Origin of the sequence: Erythrobacter alti (genome assembly GCF_037996805.1) — a bacterium.
GTDB lineage: Bacteria > Pseudomonadota > Alphaproteobacteria > Sphingomonadales > Sphingomonadaceae > Alteraurantiacibacter > Alteraurantiacibacter alti.
The window spans coordinates 127047-149208 of the sequence record NZ_JBBNAX010000008.1; the positions used below are offsets into that span (position 1 = coordinate 127047).

21 protein-coding genes are annotated in these 22162 nt (G+C 57.9%); 7 read left to right on the forward strand and 14 right to left on the reverse strand.

Annotated elements, in window-relative coordinates; all coding sequences use genetic code 11:
* The first annotated feature begins 218 nt into the window (after positions 1–218).
* The 3 genes from pal to AAC850_RS10390 all read left to right on the forward strand — a co-directional run bounded on the left by pal (position 219) and on the right by AAC850_RS10390 (position 4569).
* Positions 219–539 carry a peptidoglycan-associated lipoprotein Pal gene (gene pal, locus AAC850_RS13985; RefSeq protein WP_422723194.1) on the forward strand — a complete coding sequence of 107 codons (321 nt, stop codon included), beginning with the start codon at positions 219–221 and terminating at the stop codon, positions 537–539.
* Positions 540–993: 454 nt separating this feature from the next.
* Complete coding sequence (locus AAC850_RS10385) at positions 994–1899, forward strand: hypothetical protein (RefSeq protein ID WP_340588683.1); 906 nt, start codon at positions 994–996, stop codon at positions 1897–1899.
* A gap of 147 nt (positions 1900–2046) precedes the next feature.
* Entirely contained in the window at positions 2047–4569 is a 2523-nt protein-coding gene (locus AAC850_RS10390) for a hypothetical protein (protein WP_340588684.1), read from the forward strand.
* Here the strand turns inward: AAC850_RS10390 and AAC850_RS10395 are convergent.
* The 3 genes from AAC850_RS10395 to AAC850_RS10405 all read right to left on the reverse strand — a co-directional run bounded on the left by AAC850_RS10395 (position 4566) and on the right by AAC850_RS10405 (position 8125).
* A complete protein-coding gene (locus AAC850_RS10395) occupies positions 4566–5189 on the reverse strand; it encodes a response regulator (protein ID WP_340588685.1) in 624 nt (207 codons plus the stop codon). The two genes, AAC850_RS10390 and AAC850_RS10395, sit on opposite strands and share 4 nt — an antisense overlap.
* The gene (locus AAC850_RS10400) at positions 5186–6823 is read right to left on the reverse strand and encodes a sensor histidine kinase (RefSeq protein WP_340588686.1); all 1638 of its coding nucleotides are present in this window, start codon (positions 6821–6823) and stop codon (positions 5186–5188) included. The genes AAC850_RS10395 and AAC850_RS10400 overlap by 4 nt, the downstream gene beginning before the upstream one ends.
* A 384-nt stretch (positions 6824–7207) precedes the next feature.
* Complete coding sequence (locus AAC850_RS10405; protein WP_340588687.1) at positions 7208–8125, reverse strand: hypothetical protein; 918 nt, start codon at positions 8123–8125, stop codon at positions 7208–7210.
* Between the two features lie 109 nt (positions 8126–8234).
* Between AAC850_RS10405 and AAC850_RS10410 the strand changes: the two genes are divergently transcribed.
* Positions 8235–10664 carry a putative bifunctional diguanylate cyclase/phosphodiesterase gene (locus AAC850_RS10410; protein ID WP_340588688.1) on the forward strand — a complete coding sequence of 810 codons (2430 nt, stop codon included), beginning with the start codon at positions 8235–8237 and terminating at the stop codon, positions 10662–10664.
* A 530-nt stretch (positions 10665–11194) separates the two neighbouring features.
* Here AAC850_RS10410 and AAC850_RS10415 read toward each other — a convergent pair.
* From AAC850_RS10415 to AAC850_RS10450, 8 genes are all read right to left on the reverse strand, one after another.
* Positions 11195–11584, reverse strand: a complete 390-nt coding sequence (locus AAC850_RS10415) for a hypothetical protein (protein ID WP_340588689.1) — start codon at positions 11582–11584, stop codon at positions 11195–11197.
* The gene (locus AAC850_RS10420) at positions 11544–11960 is read right to left on the reverse strand and encodes a hypothetical protein (protein WP_340588690.1); all 417 of its coding nucleotides are present in this window, start codon (positions 11958–11960) and stop codon (positions 11544–11546) included. The genes AAC850_RS10415 and AAC850_RS10420 overlap by 41 nt, the downstream gene beginning before the upstream one ends.
* A gap of 110 nt (positions 11961–12070) precedes the next feature.
* Entirely contained in the window at positions 12071–13450 is a 1380-nt protein-coding gene (locus tag AAC850_RS10425) for a tetratricopeptide repeat protein (protein ID WP_340588691.1), read from the reverse strand.
* 11 nt (positions 13451–13461) lie between these two features.
* A complete protein-coding gene (locus AAC850_RS10430; protein ID WP_340588692.1) occupies positions 13462–14181 on the reverse strand; it encodes a DUF4331 family protein in 720 nt (239 codons plus the stop codon).
* The gene (locus tag AAC850_RS10435) at positions 14181–14846 is read right to left on the reverse strand and encodes a DUF4331 family protein (protein ID WP_340588693.1); all 666 of its coding nucleotides are present in this window, start codon (positions 14844–14846) and stop codon (positions 14181–14183) included. The genes AAC850_RS10430 and AAC850_RS10435 overlap by 1 nt, the downstream gene beginning before the upstream one ends.
* A gap of 182 nt (positions 14847–15028) precedes the next feature.
* Positions 15029–15781 carry an anti-sigma factor gene (locus AAC850_RS10440; protein WP_340588694.1) on the reverse strand — a complete coding sequence of 251 codons (753 nt, stop codon included), beginning with the start codon at positions 15779–15781 and terminating at the stop codon, positions 15029–15031.
* Entirely contained in the window at positions 15774–16358 is a 585-nt protein-coding gene (locus AAC850_RS10445; RefSeq protein ID WP_340588695.1) for an RNA polymerase sigma factor, read from the reverse strand. Before AAC850_RS10445 ends, AAC850_RS10440 begins: the two co-directional genes overlap by 8 nt.
* Positions 16359–16471: 113 nt before the next feature.
* A complete protein-coding gene (locus AAC850_RS10450) occupies positions 16472–17248 on the reverse strand; it encodes an alpha/beta fold hydrolase (protein ID WP_340588696.1) in 777 nt (258 codons plus the stop codon).
* A 274-nt stretch (positions 17249–17522) separates the two neighbouring features.
* Here AAC850_RS10450 and AAC850_RS10455 point away from each other — a divergent pair, with 274 nt between their 5' ends.
* The 3 genes from AAC850_RS10455 (at position 17523) to AAC850_RS10465 (ending at position 19281) form a co-directional block, all read left to right on the forward strand.
* Positions 17523–17726, forward strand: coding sequence for a hypothetical protein (locus AAC850_RS10455; protein ID WP_340588697.1), 204 nt, complete (start codon positions 17523–17525; stop codon positions 17724–17726).
* Between the two features lie 114 nt (positions 17727–17840).
* On the forward strand, positions 17841–18812 hold the full coding sequence (trxB, locus tag AAC850_RS10460; protein WP_340588698.1) for a thioredoxin-disulfide reductase: 972 nt from the start codon (positions 17841–17843) through the stop codon (positions 18810–18812).
* Positions 18813–18819: 7 nt separating this feature from the next.
* On the forward strand, positions 18820–19281 hold the full coding sequence (locus AAC850_RS10465) for a MaoC family dehydratase (RefSeq protein ID WP_340588699.1): 462 nt from the start codon (positions 18820–18822) through the stop codon (positions 19279–19281).
* Between the two features lie 24 nt (positions 19282–19305).
* On the opposite strand, the gene AAC850_RS10470 is transcribed toward AAC850_RS10465, so the two are convergent.
* From AAC850_RS10470 to hisC, 3 genes are read right to left on the reverse strand one after another with little or no spacing between them, the layout of a single operon-like run.
* The gene (locus AAC850_RS10470) at positions 19306–20070 is read right to left on the reverse strand and encodes an enoyl-CoA hydratase (RefSeq protein ID WP_340588700.1); all 765 of its coding nucleotides are present in this window, start codon (positions 20068–20070) and stop codon (positions 19306–19308) included.
* A gap of 9 nt (positions 20071–20079) precedes the next feature.
* Positions 20080–20988 carry a prephenate/arogenate dehydrogenase family protein gene (locus AAC850_RS10475; RefSeq protein WP_340588701.1) on the reverse strand — a complete coding sequence of 303 codons (909 nt, stop codon included), beginning with the start codon at positions 20986–20988 and terminating at the stop codon, positions 20080–20082.
* The gene (hisC, locus tag AAC850_RS10480; protein ID WP_340588953.1) at positions 20978–22066 is read right to left on the reverse strand and encodes a histidinol-phosphate transaminase; all 1089 of its coding nucleotides are present in this window, start codon (positions 22064–22066) and stop codon (positions 20978–20980) included. The genes AAC850_RS10475 and hisC overlap by 11 nt, the downstream gene beginning before the upstream one ends.
* Positions 22067–22162: the final 96 nt, after the last annotated feature.

A 22162-nucleotide genomic window follows, 5' to 3' on the forward strand; every position in this document is an offset into this window, starting at 1 on the left:
ACTACCTCATGGAATCGGAGTTTTCGCCAGTGTCCCGTTCAGTATCCGTAATCACGCTAATTACTCTCGCTCTGGTATCTAGCGCCTGTTCAAAGAAGCAGCCGCCTGAAACCACCCCCCCTCCGCCGGGTGTAGCTACTGCACCGGCCGCTCCTCGTCCTGCTGGAGTGGTGCCGGGTAGCCAAGCTGATTTTCTCCAGCGCATGGGGGGAAGGGACGTGATCTATTTCGATACCGATCGCTCGAACATCGATGACGTCGACGCTGCCGCTTTGCGTGCCCAGGCGGAATGGCTGACGCAGTATCCGAACAAGCGCGCCACCGTTGAGGGCCACGCGGACGAGCGAGGCACGCGCGAATACAACCTCGCGCTGGGAGAACGCCGCGCCAATGCTGCCAAGAACTATCTCTCTTCCCTCGGCATCGACGCCTCGCGTCTGAACGTGGTGAGCTATGGCGAAGAGCGGCCCGCAGCCGTAAGCAGCGACGAAACTGCATGGGCGCAGAACCGTAGAGCAGTGACCATTACTATCGACTGATAGGGAAGGGGCGGTGAATTAGATTTTCACCGCCCCTTTTGAATCGCGGATGCGAAGTTCCCAATTTGCCGTGCTGCGCCATTCGGAATCATTCCCCTTTGCTGCTGCTTAGCCGCCATCCTTTGAGCCTCGGAGTGGAGTTGCATCACGCAGATGCAGGCTTGATGCGGAGCGTTGAACGCGGCGACTTGGGGCGCATGAGAGCCGACTATATCGAAAGATATACTACCTATATACTATAAGTTATACTCAGCTCTATAGACAAAGAGTTATTCTACTTAAATCTGAGGAAATAAAAACTGAACCATTTCAGGACTTAGCCAAAGATTTACTAGTAGAATCGCACTTAAAGGCTTATTAACCTTTTCATCGACCACGACTCGACAAGCACCCTGCAAAGCTTCCCGTTGGCAATGGGAAGCCATGGTCGAGCGTATGAACAGGAGGCTTTGACATGAAAAATCTGCTCACCATCACCATGATCGGCGGTACCGCGCTGGCTTCGATCATGAGTTCCCCCGCTCTTGCCATCGCGACGGAGACGCCAAGCGCGCAAGGTCCGAACGGGGCGACACTTTCTGCAATGCAATCGCAATGCAATTCACTTGCGTTGGCTCATGGTCCTGCGTGGAGTGGAGAGCTTGACTTGGGTAGCATCAACGGATCGCTGATTAGCGGTCCAACTCAAGTCGGCGGTCGTACCATCGTGGGCGAAATTGAAGGGTATGGAGACCTAATACCCTCGGACCCGTACATCGCCGGCGACCCTTATCGCACCGGCGGAAGCGTCAACATGTTCGGCGACCAGCGGGCAAGCGCGGCGTGGTACCCTCACAGCCGGTATGATTATACTGCCAATTTCACCAGTATGTTCAGCTATGCTTTTAGCTGCAACATGAGTGAACGAGTACGCTATCCGGCGACAGGCCACCATGAGTGGCGTGGACCCTCGCAGGCCGATCCGCAAGCAGCGGCATGTCGGCAATGGGACTTGAACGGTATTCATCAAGGGGTCACTCTTGGTCCATGCGAATGGGTCGAAGATGACCCGGCACATGACGAAGATGAACCGCGCAATCCCGAAGCCGGCGTTCCGATCTCCGAAACCCAGACAGACAATTTGATGGGCCACGAGGAAGATGGTGGTCGGTTCGAAATTTCGGGCGATCTTTTCATCGGCAAGGTTGTCGTGTGCATCTCGCCGAGCACTTCCACAAGGCGCGGTGTACCTGGCGAGTGGCGGCAGCAGAATGGCTATACCGGCAACAAGTGCACCACGACCTGGTTCAACGTCGCCCCATGGGGTGGCGGTTCGCAGACCAGCAACGGCACCTACATCTCTGTCCCGCCGGCAACCTGAATTGACCCCTGAGGTTGTCTGCTGATCCTGCCTCGCCGGATTCTTCCGGCGAGGCATTTGTTTCGGGCGTAGTCACAGCGCCGCCGCTTCAAGGAGTGTAGTCGGTTGATCAAAGGCAGGCACTCACTGCTCTTGGCCTGCGCGAGCATGGCAATCGTATTGGGATGTGAAGCACCTGTCAGGGGGCAGGATGCTCAATCACAAACGCCATCTGAGACACCTGAGCAAAGCCAAGGGGAAGAGGATGAGCCCAATATTGTCGTCATCGGCAATCGCGTTATCGTCAGTCCATTGCAGGACTTGCCAGTCGAACAGAACTACGATCCGGCTTATCTTGCATCTTACGCCGCTAGTACCCTCGGTGAACTACTCGACGAGATCCGCCGCGAAAATGGCGATACTGATCCCTCGATATTGGTTAATGGGCAAAGGATATCGGATCCCAACGACATTGCCGATCTTCCGGTAGAAGCGATTGCCAGCATTGAGGCATTGCCACGCGGTGCAGCCCAGCGCGTCGGGGGGATTGCCGGACAACGTGCTTACAATGTGATTCTGCGATCTTCGGTCAGAAGCGCGACAACGACCGCAAGTCACGAATTCGCCACCGAGGGAGGATGGAGCAACTCACGCGGAGAATTGCTGCTGAATTACATCGAAGGCCAGGACCGCATCGGCCTGACGATCCGCGGCGCGAGATCAGCAAACCTGTTTGAATCAGAGCGGGATTTCGTTCCCCGCGCTGACTTCATTCCCTATTCGCCTGTCGGCAACATCACTCCGGTTTTCGGGACTGAGATTGATCCAGCTTTCAGCGCGCTAGCCGGTCAGCCAGTGACCGTGGTCGCATTGAATGCGGGGGACCCGCAGCCAACGCTAGCCAGCTTGCTCGCGAATGCAAACACGATCAATCCGAGCATGCAGAGCGAATTCCGTACGCTCCGTGGATCTTCGCGCCCAATCGAAATAGCCTTGGCGGGAAACAAGGTTCTGACGCCGTGGCTCTCCGTTTCCTTCAACGGGAGAATCAACTGGTTTGAATCTGAAAGCTTCAACGGACTGCCGTCAGCTCGCTTCAGAATTCCGGAAAGCAACCCCAGCTCGCCATTTGCAACGCCGGTTTTTCTGGCGCTCAATGATCCATCTCGGCCACTGAGAAGCACAAGCAGCAATACCGACATTGCGATCTCATCGACTCTCAGTGCGGTCTGGGGCGAGTGGCGAGCCAACCTCGTCACTCGCTGGGACGATCGCGAACGTACTTATCAAAACCAGTTTGCGGGCGCACTCTTGAATGGCGCGGGTACGGTGGGCGACGCAACCAATCCATTCGACGGTTCTCTGGCTGGCACCATCCCGGTTGAGGGTCGGATTAGCGAAAGCACCAATAGCGCAACCGAGATTGCAGCAGATGCAGCCGGTCCCCTATTCGCCTTATGGACTTCGCCGATTTGGGCGCGTTTTTCGACCGGCGCTCGCTGGGTTGATCTCGACGCGAGCGACAGTTTTGGTGACAGGGTCTTTGCTCGTCACGAATATGCGGCTGACGCAGGCCTGACCATTCCCCTGACAAGCCGCGCAGACGTATTTCTTTCCGCCATGGGCGATAGCGAAATAGCGTTCGATATCGGCAGGACTGATTTAGGGATTTATGGGACGCTTGATCGACGCGCCGTAGCTTTCAACTGGCAAATTCTCGAATGGCTACGGCTCGCCGCGAGAGATTCGCGTCAGGAGCAGCCGATCATTGCAGAATTGCTTGCCGCTCCCGAATTCAGAACGCCCAATGTCCCGTACTTTGACCCGCTGACGGGCGAAACTGTCGATGTAACGATTGTATACGGCGGTGTTGGAGGCATCCAAAGCGAGGAAGCGCGAACCAGAACCCTTTCGCTAACAGCGTCACCGCTGGCAAAGTACCGCCTGCTGCTCAATCTGGATTATCTGGATACCGACCTGCGCAACCAGATTGGCGCCTTGCCAATTCCTAGCTCAGCAGTGGTTGCGGCTTTCCCCGACAGGTTCCAGCGCGATTCCACCGGCACCCTAGTTCTTGTCGACAGCAGGTCGGTCAACTTTGCCCGTCAACGCAGCGAACAAATTCGATTTGGCGCATCCTTCAATGTTCCACTTGTCGAGACAGTGCTTACCCCTGCGAACCGCGAGGCTGGCACGCCTGCCCGGCGGACCCCCGGTATCGATCTACAGGTGAATGCATCCCATACGTACCTGCTCAACAGCCGCACTGTAATCCGCGAAGGATTGCCCGAAATTGACCTCTTACGAGGAGGCGCTGTCGGCATCGGTGGTAGTCGGCAGAGGCATTCAACTGATCTCTCTCTGGCTGTGATGAGGGGCTTCAGCGGCTTCCGGTTGAACGCGCAAAGGCGTGGCGTGAACTATCTTGTCATCGGATCATCCGAAGCACCCGACCTGCTGACATTTGAGCCGCTGACGACGGTGGATTTGCGTGTCATTGCAGACCTGGCGGACGTGTTCCCCCATGCACCAATTGCCAACGGAACCCGTTTTACTCTCGTCTTTGACAATATCGCGAATGAAAGGCAGCGCGTGACAAACGACGCCGACATCGTGCCGCAAGCCTATCAGCCTGTCAGGCGCGATCCAGTTGGTCGGACCATCAAAGTGGAACTGCGCCGGGTTTTCTAGCTGTTTGCCGAATTCACGATTATCGCCAAGCCGGTGCGGCTGCGTATGTCGAGCTTGTGGTAAATTGAGTGCAAATGCACTTTTACCGTTCCCTCTGAGATACCCAGCGCTTCCGCAATCTCGCTGTTACGCATTCCTTCACCGACAAGGCGGGCTACCTCTTGTTCGCGCGGAGCCAGCGTGGAGAGTGGGCCTGCCGGAAGTCCGTCAGCGGTCAAGCTCATAGCTCTTCCGACCAGCTCAGGTTCGATCCAGTGCTGGCCGTCATGAACGGCATCAAGGCAAGTAATCAGACGCTCCTCTGCCCCATCCTTCAGCATGACGCCGTTCGCACCCGCCTTGATCAAAGCAAGGAAAATTTGGTCGTTGAGATCGGCGGTGAGCAGGATCACGGGCCGTTGATCACCGCGATTGCGCAATTCCTGCAAGGTCGCAAGCCCATCCATATTTGGCATCCTGAGGTCCAGGATGACGAGCGTCGGATCGTGCTCTTCGATCGCCACGAGCGCTTCGGCACCGTTGCTGGCGGTCGCGACAATGAAGTAGCGCGAACCACGCAGAACAGCCTCAACACCAGCGCGGATGAAAGCATGGTCGTCGGCGATTAGTACAGAAATCATGAGGTAATCTCGATTGGAATATCGATTGTGATCGATGTGCCTTGAGGACCGCTTTCTATTGTCAATGTTCCGGTGAGCTCATTGACCCGGTCTCGAATCGATCGCGGGCCGGCAGGCATATGCGACGCGTCGATGCCACATCCATCATCGCTGAAAAAAATGGTCAAGTTGTTGCCGGTTTGCTTGAGTTCACACGTGATGCAACTGGCGCCACCGTGGCGGACAGCATTCGCAACGGCTTCGCGCACTATCTGTTGAAGCTCGTGCGACAGATTCACCGCCAAGCTCACCTGTTCCGGAGCGGCAAATGAAATATCGACTTGCCAAAAACTGGCAAGGTTGGCGAGCATTCGCTCGAGATCGGCTACGGTTTCGTAGTTATCAATCCGCGAAGCACCGCCTGGACGCAAATCGGCGATTAGTCCCCGAACGTGTGCTTGTTCGCTCCGCAGCGCTTTCTTTAGCTCGACGATTTCGGGATCCGGATCGTGACCTGCGACAATCCAGTTGCGCAAGCCTTCGAGCCGGTATGACACTGCCGCTAAAGTCTGCGCAACGCTGTCATGCAAATCTCTGGCAATGACATCTCGGGTGCGTTCGAGCGCTGCTTTATGTGCCATTTGACCCAGCGCCTGACGATCAAATTCGGAGGTAATCTCGCGTACGACTGTCTGGACCATATCGAGGTCGTCTACGCACATTCCGGGAATGTCATAAAGCAGCAGCTGGCCGCGGCCAGAAGTCGCGACAAGAGGGGCTGAGACCCCTTTGGTGATTTCGAGATAGGCCGCGAGTGTGGGCGGATTTGCCGTAATGCGAGTAGGGGATGAATTTTCCTGAATTTGATATAGCCATCGTCCGCGTCGCTCGAATACGACAGCCTTCTCCGAGTGAGAGCGATCTTCAGCAAATTCGATCGGAGAGAGAACAAGCGGTCCAATGCCGGTTTCATTGGTGCGATAAACCGAGGTGCTCGGCTCTTCATCAAGCTGCCAAGAAATTGCGGCGCCTCGTGCCCGGGTGACTAGACATACAAACCGTAACGCTTCGGCCATCTTCGCGGTGTCATTTTCAGAAAGGGCGTCAACGATCCGGAACCGCGCTACAGAAATGCCGCGCCTTTCCAATCCAAACCAGACCAACATCAGCGCTAGCACAATCATGTAACCGATCCGACGGGCGAAACGATGCGCGTTCAATTCAACAGACCAAAAATCCATAATCAGGCCAACAACGAAGTAACTCGTGCATATCGCCACGGCTGCCCAAATCGTAGCCCGCCAATCCCAGCGCAGGGTTGCTGCCAGCATCAAATATGCGAAGAATGCGATGAACGGGCTCGTGAAATCTTCGGCAACATTCTCGGTAAAATAGACTGCTGCAAGGAACACGAGAAGATCGAGAATATATGCGGGGAGCGCGAGAAAGCGATCATGCCACCAATACCGCCATGCGATGACCAGCTGTAAAAGCGCCACTGAAAGATATGTCGCGAGAATTGCATAACCCAGTGCGGAGCTGCGCACCGGCTGCATCGGGTCAAGCCATATCGCGAGAACAAAGACCGCGGCAAGCGCGAGCCTGCAAATGGCGATGATCCGCCCAGATCGATGCTGCAGTGCTTGAGTGATCATTACATCATGCTGATCTCATGGCGCCGAACGACACTGTCGAAGGCGAATTTAGCTGTAGACAATATTCTGTCTTAAAAAATCTGATCAACGAACATCTTAAAGCCGACTTTCTAGCCTCGATTGAGCGTGTGGACTAGAATTAGTTGGGTGCGTTGCCGCGTTCGAGACTGTGAGAAAATGGTCTGAAACTAAATGCTGTAGGTAAATTGCGGAGTTCGCTTTTAGCTCTTCTTGCTTAACTAACGGCGGTTATCTCTCAATTGTCGAGCATAACTGGCCATTCCGCTTACGGTCCATTGGCAGCCAAAAATACAGATTTTCATGGCCTGCCAGATGATCGGCTGGCCATGCACGGTGACCTGATAGCTTCAATAGAATGAAAGGCTATTTTAGACCTTCCCGACTTGGAAATTCGTAGCGATTTATGCTGCCGAGAAGTTCTTCGAAGCGCAGAGCGGCGGTTCGTATATTTTCAAGTTCTGGATTGCTCAGCGGGATGCTTGCTCCGTTTGTCGATTCAGCAGCTTGTGAGCAATCAGCTATGATCTTGGCGACTTCCACCTCACCCTGTTTGACCAGTCGAGCAAGCCCGGCGATTTTTGTCGCCTGAAAGCTTCGCAGACCCATCTCCCGCGTGGCAAGGGTGGCTTCAATTGCGCGATGCTCCGCTACCTCAAGTTCTACGATGTCCCGTGAGTCGAGGACGCGTCCCAAATAGAAAGCCATCATGACGACATAGATCGAAGCGCCGATGAACGAAAGGAAGGCTAGCCAGTACATAGTTTCCAGCCCACCGGGCGAAGTGGGCGAACCCATAGGCACTAAGATTACGAACATGCCAATGTTCAGGCTGAGAAGGGCCAATAACGTAACCCACTGCGTGGTACTTTGTGCGGAATAGAGAAATGCTAGCAGGGGGACGATCGCAAGCCACAACAGGAAAGGAGAAGTCGCTCCACCATAGAAGAATGCTGCCCATAAAATAGTTATTAGAAGATGCTCGAGGGAAACCAGACACAGCAGCTCGTAAGGACAACCGCGTGTCAATGCGACGGGATATGCCCAGAACAGAATCGAGAGTGTCGCGAAGCCGATCAAACTGAAGTTTGCCGGATAACCCAGAACCAGCAATGCTGCCGCTAGACCCAAGCCGATAAACGGACCGAGAACGTGGCTTAAAACGAACATTTTCACATGAGGTAGCTTAGCGCTGCATTCTCGCGCTTGTGCACGCCCGGTCGCACCAACGCGCTTGAGAGTCCCCGTTGACCATTCCAATATTTTTATCCTTAGATTGGCCACGGATGCCGCCTCCCCGTTTATGCGTAACGGGCAATTAACGCATCGCGGTTAACAGCTGATTATGCCTGCGCAGCTGAAAACCACGCCGACCGAAAGCCTCAAGGCCTTGATGCTCCGCATTTCGGTTCTGCGCAGCTTATTCAATGCGCGAGATGGACATACTACGCTATATCGGAGTTTTTTAGCGGCCCAGCTTCTTATGCCGCTTTTTGTACTCCCAATCGCTCTGCTTGCCATGGCGATTGATCCCGCTCCTGCCATCTCGGCAATCGCCTGTCTCCTGTTGACAGTTCCCTTCTGGTCATTGGCTTGGGTGGCTCGCAAGAAGCTGAAACTGGCAGCAAATCTGTCAGTGCAGCTCGTCACCTTCTTGAGTCTGCTGGGATCGTTCTTTTACGGTGGCCCCAACTCCCCGTTTGCCGCGTGGCTGATCGTAGCGTTACTGACGGGCGCCCTTTATCTTCCCCGCAATTTGATGTCCTGGGGTGGGATAATGGCCCTTCAAATCGGCACTTTTGCAGTCGCATATTCGAGCTGGCCCGACATGCTAAGGATTGCGCCGTCCGCAATAGGCTTTCTGTTCGTCACTTCGTCCGGACTTGCTGCCGTATTTGTCACTTTAATCACCGCGTATTTCTCGCGGATTCGTGCCGATGGTGCCAAACTTGGCGAAATCCTGACGCAAACTGCCGACTTAGCCAATCGCCGTGAAAAGAGAATACGGCAGTTGCAGGATAACGACCGCGTGGTCAGGGATTACATGGCTGGCGCGAGCCATGAGTTACGAACTGCTTTGGACGTCGTTATCGGATACAGCGAAATGCTGCTCGAGGATGCCGATGAGGAAGAGCGGGACGGCGACGAGCGGCGCCTCTCTCGGATTATCGTGTCCAGCCGCAACCTACTCGCGCTGATCATCGACGCGAATGTCGCAATCGGCGTTCAGCCTGAGGCCCAAACCGAAATCGACACCGATGAAACTCCCGAAGTCTCACACAACAATGCCGAGATCTCTCGCGACCAAACCTTCCTTGTGCCATTCAGGAAGATAGGTTTAGGCATCGTCTTTGTCTCCGCGCTGGCGGTGATCTTCGTAACGCTTGCGCAAAATCTTTCGCTTATTCTGACGTTGGTTTCATTTGGAGCCATCGCGTGTGCCCTTGCAGCTGGACGACAACTGCTGCTTGAGGCTGACGTCTTGCCTGAAGGTGGGACCGACAAACTTACTGGCTTGATGAATCGCGGCACATTCTGGCAAAAGCTGGAACATCGTTTCGCAGCCCCACCAAAAGTTCAGGCAGCAGTTCTGTTTGCTGATCTTGACGGCTTCAAAGACGTGAATGACGCATTGGGGCACGACACGGGTGACGCGCTCTTATCGATCGTGGCCGAGAGATTTGCCCGGGTTTGTCCGCCGGAGGTCATGCTGGCGCGTCTCGGCGGCGATGAGTTCGGAGCCGCCGCTTGGGGCCCTCAAGCTGAAAGTTTGATTAGGCTCTTCGCTTCGCAGATGCTCGATGTCCTGGCGCAACCGCTAGAAGTCGATGGCCAAATCTTGGAAATCGGCGTCAGTATCGGGATTTCAGTGAATTCAACGGGCGAAATAAAGCCGCGTGAAATGTTCCGCCGCAGTGACGTGGCGATGTACAGAGCGAAAAGTGATAATCGAGACGCGGTGCAGGCGTTTGAGCCGGAAATGGACGCGGTTCTCAATTTCCGGCGCAATATCCGTAACGATTTTGAAAGCGCGCTGGCGGGTGAAGGTTTGGATCTTCATTTACAGCCGGTAGTCGATGCGCGCTCAGGCTCTCTCTCTAGTACTGAGGCTTTGCTCCGCTGGAACCACCCAGTACTTGGGCCGATCTCGCCGGAAAAACTAGTTTCCATCGCGGGTGAATCGGGGCAGATGGTAGCGCTGGACGATTGGGTACTTGAACGCGCTCTCGACTATATCGCCAACTCGGTCGATGTTCCTATCGCGATAAACGTTTCACCTGTTCAATTTCGACAACCGCACTTTGCGCGCAAGATTATCGACAAGCTCGATGCCCATGGGGTGTCGGCGGACAAGCTCAGACTGGAGATCACCGAAGGGGTTCTAGTTACACATACTCGCACTTCCGGGCGAACTATCTGTGAATTGCGTGAAGCGGGTATCAAGGTGGCACTTGACGATTTTGGCACCGGATATTCGAGTTTGAGCTATCTCAAGGATTTTGGATTCGACTTGCTGAAGGTTGATCGCAGCTTCGTTAATGCCTTGGACAAGGGGCGGCAGGGCGCCGAGTTGCTGAGGGCGATTATTGATCTTGGCCACAGCCTGTCGATGAAGGTAATTGTCGAGGGCGTGGAAACGGCTGAGCAATCTGCATACGTGCAATTGCTTGGAAGCGACTTTATCCAGGGTTACTTCACTGGACATCCGATGCCTCTGCGACAATTCAAGGAGTGGCAAGCTTCGCAAGAGGGACAATCGGACGCCTACCCAAGCGGCATACCCCAGAATTGGCAGGCGCCCGCAGTCAAGGCGGCTGGTTGACGTGCTCGTACCAGGAAGAGGCGGCTTTCAGGAGGCGGGCATGTACCGCTGAATGTCCGCAATTTGGTCGCTTGCTGACTGAACGCTGATTCATCTCAAACGCTGCAATCGGACAGTCCGCTTACGGCCCAAGTCCCGCCTCATCGTGCCTTCTAAGTCAGCTACCCACGGCCCAACATATTGGCTCCGAAGCTCACAGTTCTCTCGCATCACCTGCGAAACATTCCCGAACGGGATGCCCCTTCACGATATGAGCGGTTCTCGTGTTTGGCCTTGTGGCGATCCGAGACGATGTCGTTGATGATATCGAACGTACCCGTTCAATGCCAGACGCGCACTAGGCTTGTGCCGGGCGTAAGCCTGCGCTGTGGCGGTGTGGCCGCGCATGAGGTTAGATCAATTCAGAGCGGGACGATTGCAGCAGGATGCGTACCAGCAGACCAATCAGGCCACTACAAAAATGGGGCCGAGGCTTGCGCCTCGACCCCACACTCCTGGTCCACAGGAGTAAGTTCAGACCGGGATAGCTGTTACCAGCTGGCTTGGAAGCCGGCCCTTGCGCCGACCTTGCATTCGTCAAATCCGATGCCGATGCCATCAGTAAGGTAAGCATTGTCGGAAAGACGTGCGGCAACGCTGGCCGAACCTGCGATCCGGTCGTTGTAGTAACCAAATCCACCGGCAATACCGAAGCTGTCGCTAGGCATCAGGACCGGAGATTCCATCGCGAGTGCCAATGCCGCACCTTCGTTGGCTTCACGGACACCGACCGCATTCTCGTTGGCGAGATCGAACAGTGTCGCTGTCTGTCCCTGTAATGCACCGATGGCAGCGGCATTCGCTCCGATATTCGCGGAATTCGTGAAAATGAGACCGGAGTTAACGTCGATCGATCGCTGCCCTGTTGGCCACCACGTCATCATTGCTGGCAAGGCCCGACAGACCCATCGTCGAAGTGAGGCCGAGAGTGCCATTGGCGTCTGCGGTGACGAAGTTGACAGGACCGGTCTGGACGGCGGTGCTGGCAGCAAGGCTGGCAACAACCACTTGTCCGTCGGCAGTGGCAGTCGCGCCATTGCCGATGGCGACGGAATTGGCACCGGATGCGACGGTTTCATTGCCCAGTGCAACTGCTCCATCACCCGAGGCTACCGCGGCTTCACCGACAGCGACGGATCGAACACCTGTCGCATTGGCGAGATGGCCCAGCGCTGTTGCACGCTCGGCATCGGCAACAGACCGCCAGCCATACGCGGTGGCGGGACAGCTACGAAGCGGATTTGCTTTGAGATGCATTCATGCGCGAGAAATAATTGAACGGGGTGTTTCGCCGCCGTTTCGCGTTCACAAGATTATGCGTCCGCTTCGTGAGAAACGATACATCCGACGGTGATGACGGCCGCGAATTAGCCGTGACCGAACCAGAGCCGTCCGATTTTCGGGCTGAAAATGTGCGGGTTCAACTGTTCGGCCCGGTTTGCCGCAGAGCGTGACGCGGACACATTGCCAAGCTGCTCTTCAGCTTCGGACAGGCGCGCGTAGAGCGGCGCGCTACGCCAGCCTTGCTCTTCTGCCTGCAGCAAATGCGCCCGAGCTTCCGCAGGCCGATCATTTGCAAGAAACGCCTCCGCCAACAGGATATGGGCATCGCCATATGGCCGCATCGCAAGATTGCGGCGAGCAAGAATCAGCGCGCGCTCGGGGTTGCCGAAAGCCAGGGCGCTTTCGAATGCGTGCGCCGTATAGGCCAGCGGCATGGCTTCCACGCGCGAGCGCCAAAGAGCGGCCGAGCGATTGCTCCAGCGCAGGGCCGATTGTTCGTTGCCGTTTGCAAGGTGGAGCGTGGCGGCCGCATCCATAGCTTGCGGATCGCCGGTTTCTCTCGCGATACGCTCGAACGATGCGATAGCTGGGGCGAGTTCATCGGCCATGGCCTGCGCTTCGGCCAGATAGAACTCGGTCAGCCAGTGTCCCGGGAATAGTTCATCGGCCCGCGTATAGCGTGTTGCAGCGTCTTCGAAATTCCCCCGGGCGCTTTCAACCATGCCGATCTGCAATTCAAAGGCTGCCATCGAACGGGGAGTACGCAACTGGTCGCGCTGGGCAGCTTCGCGGATAAAGGTGATCGCCTGATCAAATTCCCCCCGAGAGCGGGCGAGCACTGATCGCCGGATCGCGGTCCCGGCAGTGGGAGTGATGCTTTCAGCCTCCAGATACAGCCGCTCCGCAGATGCCATATCGCCACGATAGAAGGCGATATCACCGCGCATTGCCCTGGCTACTGCCAAGGCCGATTGACCGGGACTGACGACGACACGGTCGAACCGGTCAAGAAACGTTTCCACTCCTTCCAGATCATGCCGCGCCATCGCGATTTCTGCGGAGGTAAGTAGAGGTCCCGAACCTTCAGGAGACAGGCTATTGGCCCGCGCAATGCTCTCGTTGGCAAGCGCCAGTTCGCTCGGTTCTGCGGTGAGCTTGAACCGCGCAAGAGCGGCCCGGGCAAGGGTTTCGTGCCGCAGCCACTCGTCCTCGGCGAATGCGACACGCTCTTTCATCAAACTCATTTGGCGATCGGAGGCCGTGAGTTCTGCTTCGTAGTCGACCGGGCCGTATCCAGCAGCCGGAAGGGCGGCTGCGGACACGTCCCGGTCTCCGCGGTGCAACAGGGTTTCAGCACCGAATATCAGGGTGACCGCAGTCGCAGAAAGGACGAGTGCTTTAAAAGCAAAAACCTTGCCACGGCTGCGATCACTGCCGCTGCCCCAGATGTGCCCCCAAGGCATGCGGCGACCCATCAGCTCGGCACTGCACAAGGCGTAAGGCCCGCGCCTGTCAGGTCATCGGCCAAAGCATTGGTCAGCCCGGTCAACTGGGCCGACAAGTCTGGGACAAACTCGCCGGTGACATCGTCGGCCGGACTTGCGTCATTGTAGGCGATCTTCCTGTCGGAACCGATGAGCGCCGTCGAAACTGCAGGCATACCCATTCTGTCCACCCTCACATAGGCCGAGGGATCGTTGGTTCTGAAAGCGAAGGACGCGCCGCCGGGAGTAGCGGTCGGTGGCGAGCCTTGCGGTGGAGCCAGGAAAGGAAAGCCCGTTCGGAACGCGACATCGTTCGACGGTGGATTGAGAGGCAGGGCAGCCAATGTTGTCGGGCTATGCACCGAAAGATCGAGGAAGATCACCGCCAGCGTCACATCGATCACCGGATCGCGCAGCAAACGGCCGTTCGGGAAGCCACCTCCGTTAGCCGACAGGTTGAGCGTCAAAGTGTCCGGAACCACTGCATTGGCGACAGTAAACCCTGTTCCCGGAATATTCTGCTCCAGACATGGCGTTACGTCAAAGGACGCGCTGGTTGGAGTAGGAGTGGGTGTTGGCGTCGGGGTCGGAGTTGGCGCGACTACAATTTCGTCATCATCGTCATCACCGTCGAAACAGCCTGACAGCATGGTGAGCGCGAGCATTGTCGGTGCCAGGGCCAGCGACTTGAGTGTTTTTCTATTGGTCATCAGAGTTGTCCTCCAAAACGCGAGGTTTCGGCCCAGATATCGATCAAATTGTCACCATTCTCGATGCGGTCACGCGGAATGGAAAGCACGACAGCGGTGAGGTTCTGGCCGGCGAAAAAGTCTCGGTCCGACATGAAGCTGAGCGTTCCGGTGTCGGCGGTTTCCCTGAAACCCTGAAGGTCGAAGAAGAAGGGATCGTCGAACAGGCCTGCTCTCACCCTCACTCCATTTCGCGCAATGTCGGTTTCGACGGCCCCTACGATGGGGCTCGTCGTGCCGGGCACATTGCTTACCTGCACTCCGGCTTGGCCGGGATTTGGGCCGTTTCCGAAGCGGATATAGATCGGGATTTCCGTATCCGCGCGTGAACCGGCATTGGAAATGTTGATCGTGTAAAGAACATCCGGGTCATAGGTGGCTGGTCGGTCGGTCGCTTGGGGGCCGGCAAAGGTGAGGATGATGTTGATGTTGTTGGCGGTATGCCAGGCATACAGGTCAGCAATATCTGCTGCGCGGTCCGGCGTGCTGTCGACGTTGGGATCGGTGCGGCCGGGCGGGTCGAGGTGATCGGCTGCTATCGAACCCAGTCCGGGCGCGAATTGTGAGACACCCACGGCAAGTGCAAGCACTGCCACTCCGGCCAGCACTGTGGTCTTTTTTCTCATATTGAACTCCCTGAGTTCCCTGTGCCGGGAAACGCGTATTTCCGGCGTTCGAGCGCAGCCGGTCATCCGGATGCTGAGGGAGCTACGTCGCAACTGCCGCCGCGGATGCATCAGGGTGAAAATTTAATTCCGGTCCGGAATTGCCAAAGCATCTGCTTGTCGGGCAATTCCCGGACGGCGGCTCAGACGCTTGAAAGGCCGCCGATCACCAGAATATCTGTTGAGGGAGCTTCATGCGGTGCGCTTGAGGCATCTTCGTAAGTCACGGCGAGTGACGCGCCAGCGACCAGCGCTTGCTGCTCGGCCTCTGTCAGTTGGCGTTCGAACGAACCACTTGCCGGAATCAGGCCCAGCGATTGCGGTGCGCCGCCAGCTGGCACCACCCACAACTCAGCCGCTTGCCCCTCGCCCGGTGCAAAACCCTCGATATTTAGCGAAAGCTCGCTTGCGTTGGGATCGACAAGTCCTGCCAGCGTCAACGCGCCGTCGGCGCTCTGCAATTGCGCGATCAGCACCGGACCGGAAGCGGGCGCGGTGGTTTCTACCGGTGCGATGGGGGCTTGCCCGGCAGGTTGCACAAGCAAAAGCGTCAAGACTGCCGCTACAGCCGCTGCACCGGCCATTCCGAAGGCAAGCGCCCACGCGCTGATGCCCTTGGCCCTTGACTGTTCGAGGCGTTCAACGATCTGGCGGTCGACTGGGTCGCGATCGACAAGGCGTTGTTCGATATTGGGCCAAACACTGGCAGAAGGCTCAACCGCGCCCATGGATTCGGCCATCTGGCCGAGGCGATAGCTCCACCAGCGCACGTTTTCGGCAAAGTCACGATCCGAAAGGTACAGCCGTTCGGCAGCCGCTAGTTCGTCTCCTTCAAGTACGCCCAAGGCATATTCGCCAGCGAAAAGATCGCGGTCGCCAGGATCGATGTCATCCATCGGCGACGCCTCCCAGACACCCTTTTAGGCTAGCAAGCCCGCGTCGGATCCGGCTCTTCAATGTACCCAGAGGCACATCAAGAACCTCCGAAAGTTCGGTGTGAGTGTATCCGCGGAAAAATGCCATGCGAATACACTTACGATGATCGGAGTTCAGGTCGTCAAGACATTCTTTCAACCTGGCGCTGTCTTCAGCATCGCACAACAAACCTTCCGCGTCGGGTGATTCATCTTCGATATCCGGCAACAGATCGTCGGAAACCTCCCCGCGACGCCCTGTCTTGCGCACTGCGTCTATGGCTGAATTGCGGGCAACCGTACAAAGCCAGGTGATCGGGCTCGCGCGGCTTCTGTCGAAGCTTCCAGATCTCTGCCAGACCTTGAGAAAGACATTCTGCAGCACATCTTCGGCCACATCGCGATCACGTACGATTTGCAAGATGACTGCCAGCAGTTTCGACGATGTCAGGTCGTATACCAGGCGCAAAGACTGACGCTTTCCGTCGGCAACCTCACGAAGCGCCTGTTCAAGACGATTCCGCCGGTCTGCTTGCGAGAGTTGCGCCATTTTTGTCATTTAAGCCTCTGCAATATCAAAAAAACTTATATCAACAACCCAATTATCAAAAGCCTGACAGTGTGGTGACGCTGCGGTCAGCCATGATTGGCCACATCGTGCCGCGCCGCCGGTCAGCCAGTGGTCTCCAGGATCAACCGGATTGTTTCTTCTGGCTGATCCCACATCGGAAAGTGTCCGCTACGATCAAACCAGTGCATTCTTGCCTTCGGGAATGCTGCCATTGCGCGCTCCGCCTGCTGCGGAAGGCACAGCCGGTCCTTGCGGCCCCAACCGATCACGAGCGGAGCATTCGTGTTTGCAGAACCTTCCTGCATCGGGCCGGCGGCAAGATCATTCACAAGCGCATCAAAAGTCGGCGTATCCGCAAAGGACCTGAGTTCGCGCGACAGCAGCAAGGGATCGAGCGACCACGGCCTTGCCGAGAGCTGGACCATGAGCGCGGTCCTGCCAACGACATTTCGGGTAATGGCCGGCAGGGCCGGTCGCAGGGCCCGAACCAGGGCAATCGAAGCTGTTATCGTGGTCTTGAAGAACGTGCGCTCCCAGCCATCCCAGAATCCACCCGGATCCAAGGCGACGACCGCTCCGGCGCGGCCGCGTCGCGCCATTTCGAGCACCAGGCGAGCGCCCAGGGAACTGCCGACCATGTCGATCCCTGCGAGATCCTCTGCAGCGAGCCATTCGTCCAGACCGCGTGCCAGACCATCGAAGCTACCACTGTCGGACTCCGCGGGAGTCTGACCGTGCCCCGGCAGATCGAGGGCGATCACATCTCTCTTCTGGGCAAGCGCCGGAGAGATCGTGTCCCAGGAAAAATTGGATCCGCCAAGTCCGTGGACAAGCAATAGGGGCTTGCCGCGGCCCGAGCGCGTGTGGTGGATGGTCATGCAAGGGTAACGCTTCAGACCCGATCATGGGCCCGACAACACGCAGATAAGGTCTTATGTCGATTATTTTATCTGGTGCGCTCAGTCCGCTTACTGCCCAAGAGCCGCCATTCACCTGACCTTGGCAAGTGATCTGGACTCCGGCAGAAAAATTCTACAACGATCAGAGTACCCTTTGCTGTCATCAATGGGGCACCATCACTCTTGCTATCAGTCCTGTCCGGACCGGAACCCGATCCCTTTCCCAACCGTTTGCTGGGAAAGGAGACAATACATGATTGGCAAGATTATCGGTGCCGGCGTCGGCGCGGCGCTCAGCAAGGAAACCCGCAAGCTTGGCGGCACGACAGGTGCTGTCCTCGGCGCGCTTTCAGTACCGCTGCTGGCACGTATGCGCCTGCCTACGATGCTCGGCCTGGCGGCGGGCGGCTACTTCGTCAAGAAAATGGCTGACAAGGGTTCGCGCCGAAACAGCTAGCCTGTTTCGCACTTCCCTTGCGGAGGGAACATGGTTGAGAAGCACGGCGCATCGCTTGAACCGAATCGATGCGCTTCCTAGGTCGAAGCCTTCACGCGAAGGATTCGACCTAAAATGGCTACCCACACTACCCGCATGCTCATCATCGGCTCCGGCCCCGCCGGCTATTCCGCTGCCATCTATGGCGCGCGGGCGGGGATGGAGCCGATTGTCGTGCAGGGCCTTCAGCCCGGCGGCCAGCTGACCATCACCACCGATGTCGAGAATTACCCCGGATTTGCCGATGTGATCCAGGGCCCGTGGCTGATGGAGCAGATGCAGAAGCAGGCCGAGCATGTCGGCACGCGCATGAAGTGGGACACGATCGTCGACGTCGATCTCGAGAACGGTTCGCCCTTCCGGGCAGTCGGCGACAGCGGCGACGAGTATATCGGCGATGTGCTGGTCATCGCGACGGGCGCACAGGCCAAATGGCTGGGCGTTCCGGGCGAGGCCGAGCTGGGCGGCAAGGGCGTGTCCGCCTGCGCCACCTGTGACGGTTTCTTCTATCGCGGCAAGAAGGTGGCGGTGATCGGCGGCGGCAACACTGCGGTCGAAGAAGCGCTTTACCTCACTAACCATTCGGACGACGTGACCCTGATCCACCGCCGCGACGAGCTGCGCAGCGAGAAGATTCTGCAGGACCGCCTGTTCGCGAGCGACAAGATCACCCCGATGTGGAACAAGACGGTCGAGAGCTTTGCTGCCGGAGAAAACGGCGCGCTCGGCCATCTCAACCTTGTCGACACGCAAACCGGCGAACGGTCGACAATTGAAGTGGACGGCGCATTCGTCGCGATTGGCCACGCGCCCGCGACCGAATTGTTCAAGGGCAAACTGCCGATGGATGATGGCGGTTACCTGCTGGTCGAGCCGGGCACTCCGAAAACCAGCATTCCGGGCGTATTCGCTTGCGGCGACGTGATGGATCACACCTATCGCCAGGCGGTGACCGCAGCGGGCACCGGCTGCATGGCCGCGCTGGATGCCGAACGTTTCCTTGCCACGTTGGAGCATTCCAAGAAGGAAGCCGTCGCGGCGGAGTAGACGCAGCATGGCGCAGGATGAACTCTATCTCGATGATCTGGCTGTCGGCCAGACTTTCGAGAGTGCGACCCATGCGATGGATGCAGATCAAATCGTCGCGTTCGCGCGCGATTACGATCCGCAGCCATTCCATATTGATGCGGCTGCGGCCGAGGATACCTATTTTCGCGGACTTGCGGCGAGCGGCTGGCATACGGCTGCCATCACCATGCGCTTGCTGGTCGAAACCATGCCGCTCGCCAACGGCGTGATCGGCGGCGGCGGCGAGCTTCGCTGGCCGAGCGCGACGCGCGCTGACGACCTGCTGCGCGTAACCGCGACAATCGATGAAATTGTCCCCTCCCGCTCACGCCCGGGGCGCGGTCTTGTCGTCGCGCATTGCGTGACGCTCAACCAGAACGACGAAATCCGTCAGGAATTCCGCCCGCGATTGGTCGCGTGGAAACGCGGCGTCGATCCGCAAGTCTGATCACCACGCGGATCGACCTGCCTGTTACGAGAACTTCGAGAAGTCGGGTGCGCGTTTCTGCATGAAAGCGGCAAAAGCCTCGGCCGCTTCGGGGCTTTGCAGGCGCTTCGAAAAAATGGCGATCTCCTCGTCCATCTTGGCGGCCACTGTATCGGGGTCCTGCATCAGGGCCTTGGTCGCCTGAACCGCGCCGGGTGGCAGTTGCGCGATCCGCGCCGCAATTGCTTGCAGCGCTTCGTCAAGAGCGGTCCGCGCCACAACCTCGTTCGCAAGGCCAAGCTGGAACGCTTTCTCGGCTGCCACCCTTTCTCCCATCGCCAGCATCGCAAAGGCGCGCTGGTGGCCGATGCGTTGCGGCAGCATCATGCTCGATGCCGCTTCGGGGACGAGGCCCAGTCCGACGAAGGGAGTGCTCAGCACCGCGTCATCAGCCAGCACGACATAGTCGCAATGCAGCAGCATGGTGGTGCCGATACCAACGGCCTTGCCCTGGACGCCCGCAATCAGCGGCTTGCGCGCCTTGCCCAGCAGGCGAATGAAGCGGAAAACGTTGGGGTCCGAGTGTTCGCCGCCCGCCGCCATGAAATCCCCAATGTCATTGCCCGCGCAGAATAGATCGCCCTCCGCACGGATGGCGACCACGCGCACCGCCGGATCATCTTGCGCAGCCTCCAGCGCATCGGCCAGCGCGCCGTACATGGCGTCGGTCAGCGCGTTTTTCTTGTCAGGACGGTTCAGGCTCAGCGTGAGAACGCCATTGTCCTGCGCGATGTTGACATGTTCGGTCATGGGTAGCTCCTAATCGTGATCGTGGCGCCCGAAGTCGGGTCGTGCATCGTCCTGGCCCTGCTCGAGAATACCACGGCGAATGGCGCGGGTGCGACTGAACAGGTCAAACATCGATTCGCCATCATCGGCTTCGATCGCTTCGCGCATCGCACAAAGGTCCGCCTCGAAACGCTTCATCATTTCCAGCACGGCGTCCTTGTTATGCAGGAAAACATCACGCCACATTGTCGGATCGCTCGCGGCGATGCGGGTGAAGTCGCGGAAACCACCGGCGGAATATTTGATAACCTCGCTACGCGTCACCTCTTCAAGGTCGCTCGCCGTCCCCACGATCGTATAGGCGATGAGGTGCGGGATATGGCTCGTCACTGCTAGAACCATGTCGTGATGCTCTGCATCCATTACCTCGACCGTGGAGCCGAGTGCGCGCCAGAATTCGACCAGCGCGGCCAGCTTGGCATCTTCTGCGCCATCGGGCGGCGTGATGATGCACCAGCGCTGGTGGAACAGGCTGGCAAACCCTGCTTCCGGTCCGGATTGTTCGGTCCCGGCAACCGGATGTGCGGGGATGACATGATGGCCCGGCAGCGTCTCTGCCAGCGCCTTGCCCACGCGTTGCTTTGCAGAGCCGACATCGCTGACAATAGCATCGGGTGAAAGGCCCGTAGCGATAGCCTCTGCCGCAGCACGCATGGCGCCCACGGGCACGCACAACACGACCAGATCGGCACCGCGCACCGCGTCTGCCGGATCGTCCGCGATGGTTTGCGCAAGGCCCAGTTCGCGCGCTCTTTCACGTACATCGGGGTCGGCGTCATAACCCACGGTTGTCACATCGGGCAGATGCTCTCGCACCGCCAGTCCGATCGATCCGCCGAGCAGGCCAAGGCCGATTATGGCGACGCGGTCAAAGGGCATTCGTGCCGCCCGTAAGGTCAGCCAGCAGGTCGGCAATCGCATCCATATCGCCGCGCTTGCCAATGGTGATGCGCAGGTAGTCGCCAAGGCCCTGCCCGGGCAGGTGGCGCACGGCATAGCCGGCCTCGCCGATGGCTTTGAGCGCAGTTTCGGCCGTCACATCACCCTTGAACGCAACCAGCACGAAATTTGCCTTGCTTGGCACCACCGCCAGCCCGCGATTGCCGAGCATGGTAATGCGCTGCGCAAAACGCTCGCGCTCTGCCTTGTTGTGCTCGCGGCTGCGGACGACGAAAGCCTGGTCGCCTGCCGCCGCAATTGCGGCGCGCTGCCCGCTCGAAGTGACGTTGAACGGCCCCCGGATACGGTTCAGGGCATCGATGATATGCGGTGCGCCGGTCGCCCAGCCGACACGCTCTCCGGCCAATCCGTAGATTTTCGAGAAGGTGCGGGTCACGAGCACATTGTCCGCGCGTTCTGCCAGCGCCATGCCGCCATCGTCCTCGCCCGGCTCGAGATATTCGGCATAGGCCTGATCGAGCACCAGCAGCACATCGCCCGGCAATCCGGCGTGCAGTCGCTCGATCTCGCTGCGCGGCAGGAACGTGCCGGTAGGGTTGTTGGGATTGGCGATGAACACCACCCGCGTCCGCCCGGTCACCGCATCCAGCAGGATATCGACGTCGGCGGTATAGTCGCTGTCCGCCACTTCCACCGGCGCCGCGCCGCACTTGTTGGCGGCCATGTCGTAGACGACAAAGCTGTGGCGGCTGAACAGCACCTCGTCGCCTGCACCGGCATAGGCCTGCGCGGCGAGGTTGAGCAATTCGTCCGAGCCTGTGCCGCATACGATGCGCGCGGGGGCGATCCCGTGCAGCTTGCCGATTGCTTCGCGCAACGCGGTTGCACCGGGATCGGGGTAATCATTGGGCGTGCTCGGCTGGGCGAGCGCGGCCAACGCATCGGGCGAACTGCCGAGCGGGTTCTCGTTCGCCGACAGCTTTACCAGCCGCTTGCCGTCATTTGCCTTGCTCTTGCCCGGCACATAGGCATGGATCTTTGCCACATAGGGCTTCATCTGCGGGCGGGTGTTGGAGGTCTCGTCAGTCACGGGCAGGGCGCATACCGCTCCTTGCGCACGATTGACAGCCTGCAACGCCTCCCCCAAGTCGAT

Excerpts from the sequence above, each read along its gene's own strand:
- AAC850_RS10450 (WP_340588696.1), bottom strand. The coding sequence starts at position 17,248 with ATGACCATCCACCACACGCGCTCGGGCCGCGGCAAGCCCCTATTGCTT.
- AAC850_RS10395 (WP_340588685.1), bottom strand. The coding sequence starts at position 5,189 with ATGATTTCTGTACTAATCGCCGACGACCATGCTTTCATCCGCGCTGGT.
- AAC850_RS10385 (WP_340588683.1), top strand. The coding sequence starts at position 994 with ATGAAAAATCTGCTCACCATCACCATGATCGGCGGTACCGCGCTGGCT.
- AAC850_RS10400 (WP_340588686.1), bottom strand. The coding sequence starts at position 6,823 with ATGATCACTCAAGCACTGCAGCATCGATCTGGGCGGATCATCGCCATT.
- trxB (WP_340588698.1), top strand. The coding sequence starts at position 17,841 with ATGGCTACCCACACTACCCGCATGCTCATCATCGGCTCCGGCCCCGCC.
- AAC850_RS10475 (WP_340588701.1), bottom strand. The coding sequence starts at position 20,988 with ATGCCCTTTGACCGCGTCGCCATAATCGGCCTTGGCCTGCTCGGCGGA.
- AAC850_RS10455 (WP_340588697.1), top strand. The coding sequence starts at position 17,523 with ATGATTGGCAAGATTATCGGTGCCGGCGTCGGCGCGGCGCTCAGCAAG.
- AAC850_RS10470 (WP_340588700.1), bottom strand. The coding sequence starts at position 20,070 with ATGACCGAACATGTCAACATCGCGCAGGACAATGGCGTTCTCACGCTG.
- AAC850_RS10390 (WP_340588684.1), top strand. The coding sequence starts at position 2,047 with ATGGCAATCGTATTGGGATGTGAAGCACCTGTCAGGGGGCAGGATGCT.
- AAC850_RS10425 (WP_340588691.1), bottom strand. The coding sequence starts at position 13,450 with ATGCCTTGGGGGCACATCTGGGGCAGCGGCAGTGATCGCAGCCGTGGC.
- AAC850_RS10435 (WP_340588693.1), bottom strand. The coding sequence starts at position 14,846 with ATGAGAAAAAAGACCACAGTGCTGGCCGGAGTGGCAGTGCTTGCACTT.
- AAC850_RS10440 (WP_340588694.1), bottom strand. The coding sequence starts at position 15,781 with ATGGATGACATCGATCCTGGCGACCGCGATCTTTTCGCTGGCGAATAT.
- AAC850_RS10415 (WP_340588689.1), bottom strand. The coding sequence starts at position 11,584 with ATGACGTGGTGGCCAACAGGGCAGCGATCGATCGACGTTAACTCCGGT.
- AAC850_RS10465 (WP_340588699.1), top strand. The coding sequence starts at position 18,820 with ATGGCGCAGGATGAACTCTATCTCGATGATCTGGCTGTCGGCCAGACT.
- AAC850_RS10420 (WP_340588690.1), bottom strand. The coding sequence starts at position 11,960 with ATGCATCTCAAAGCAAATCCGCTTCGTAGCTGTCCCGCCACCGCGTAT.
- hisC (WP_340588953.1), bottom strand. The coding sequence starts at position 22,066 with ATGAAGCCCTATGTGGCAAAGATCCATGCCTATGTGCCGGGCAAGAGC.
- AAC850_RS10445 (WP_340588695.1), bottom strand. The coding sequence starts at position 16,358 with ATGACAAAAATGGCGCAACTCTCGCAAGCAGACCGGCGGAATCGTCTT.
- AAC850_RS10410 (WP_340588688.1), top strand. The coding sequence starts at position 8,235 with ATGCTCCGCATTTCGGTTCTGCGCAGCTTATTCAATGCGCGAGATGGA.
- AAC850_RS10430 (WP_340588692.1), bottom strand. The coding sequence starts at position 14,181 with ATGACCAATAGAAAAACACTCAAGTCGCTGGCCCTGGCACCGACAATG.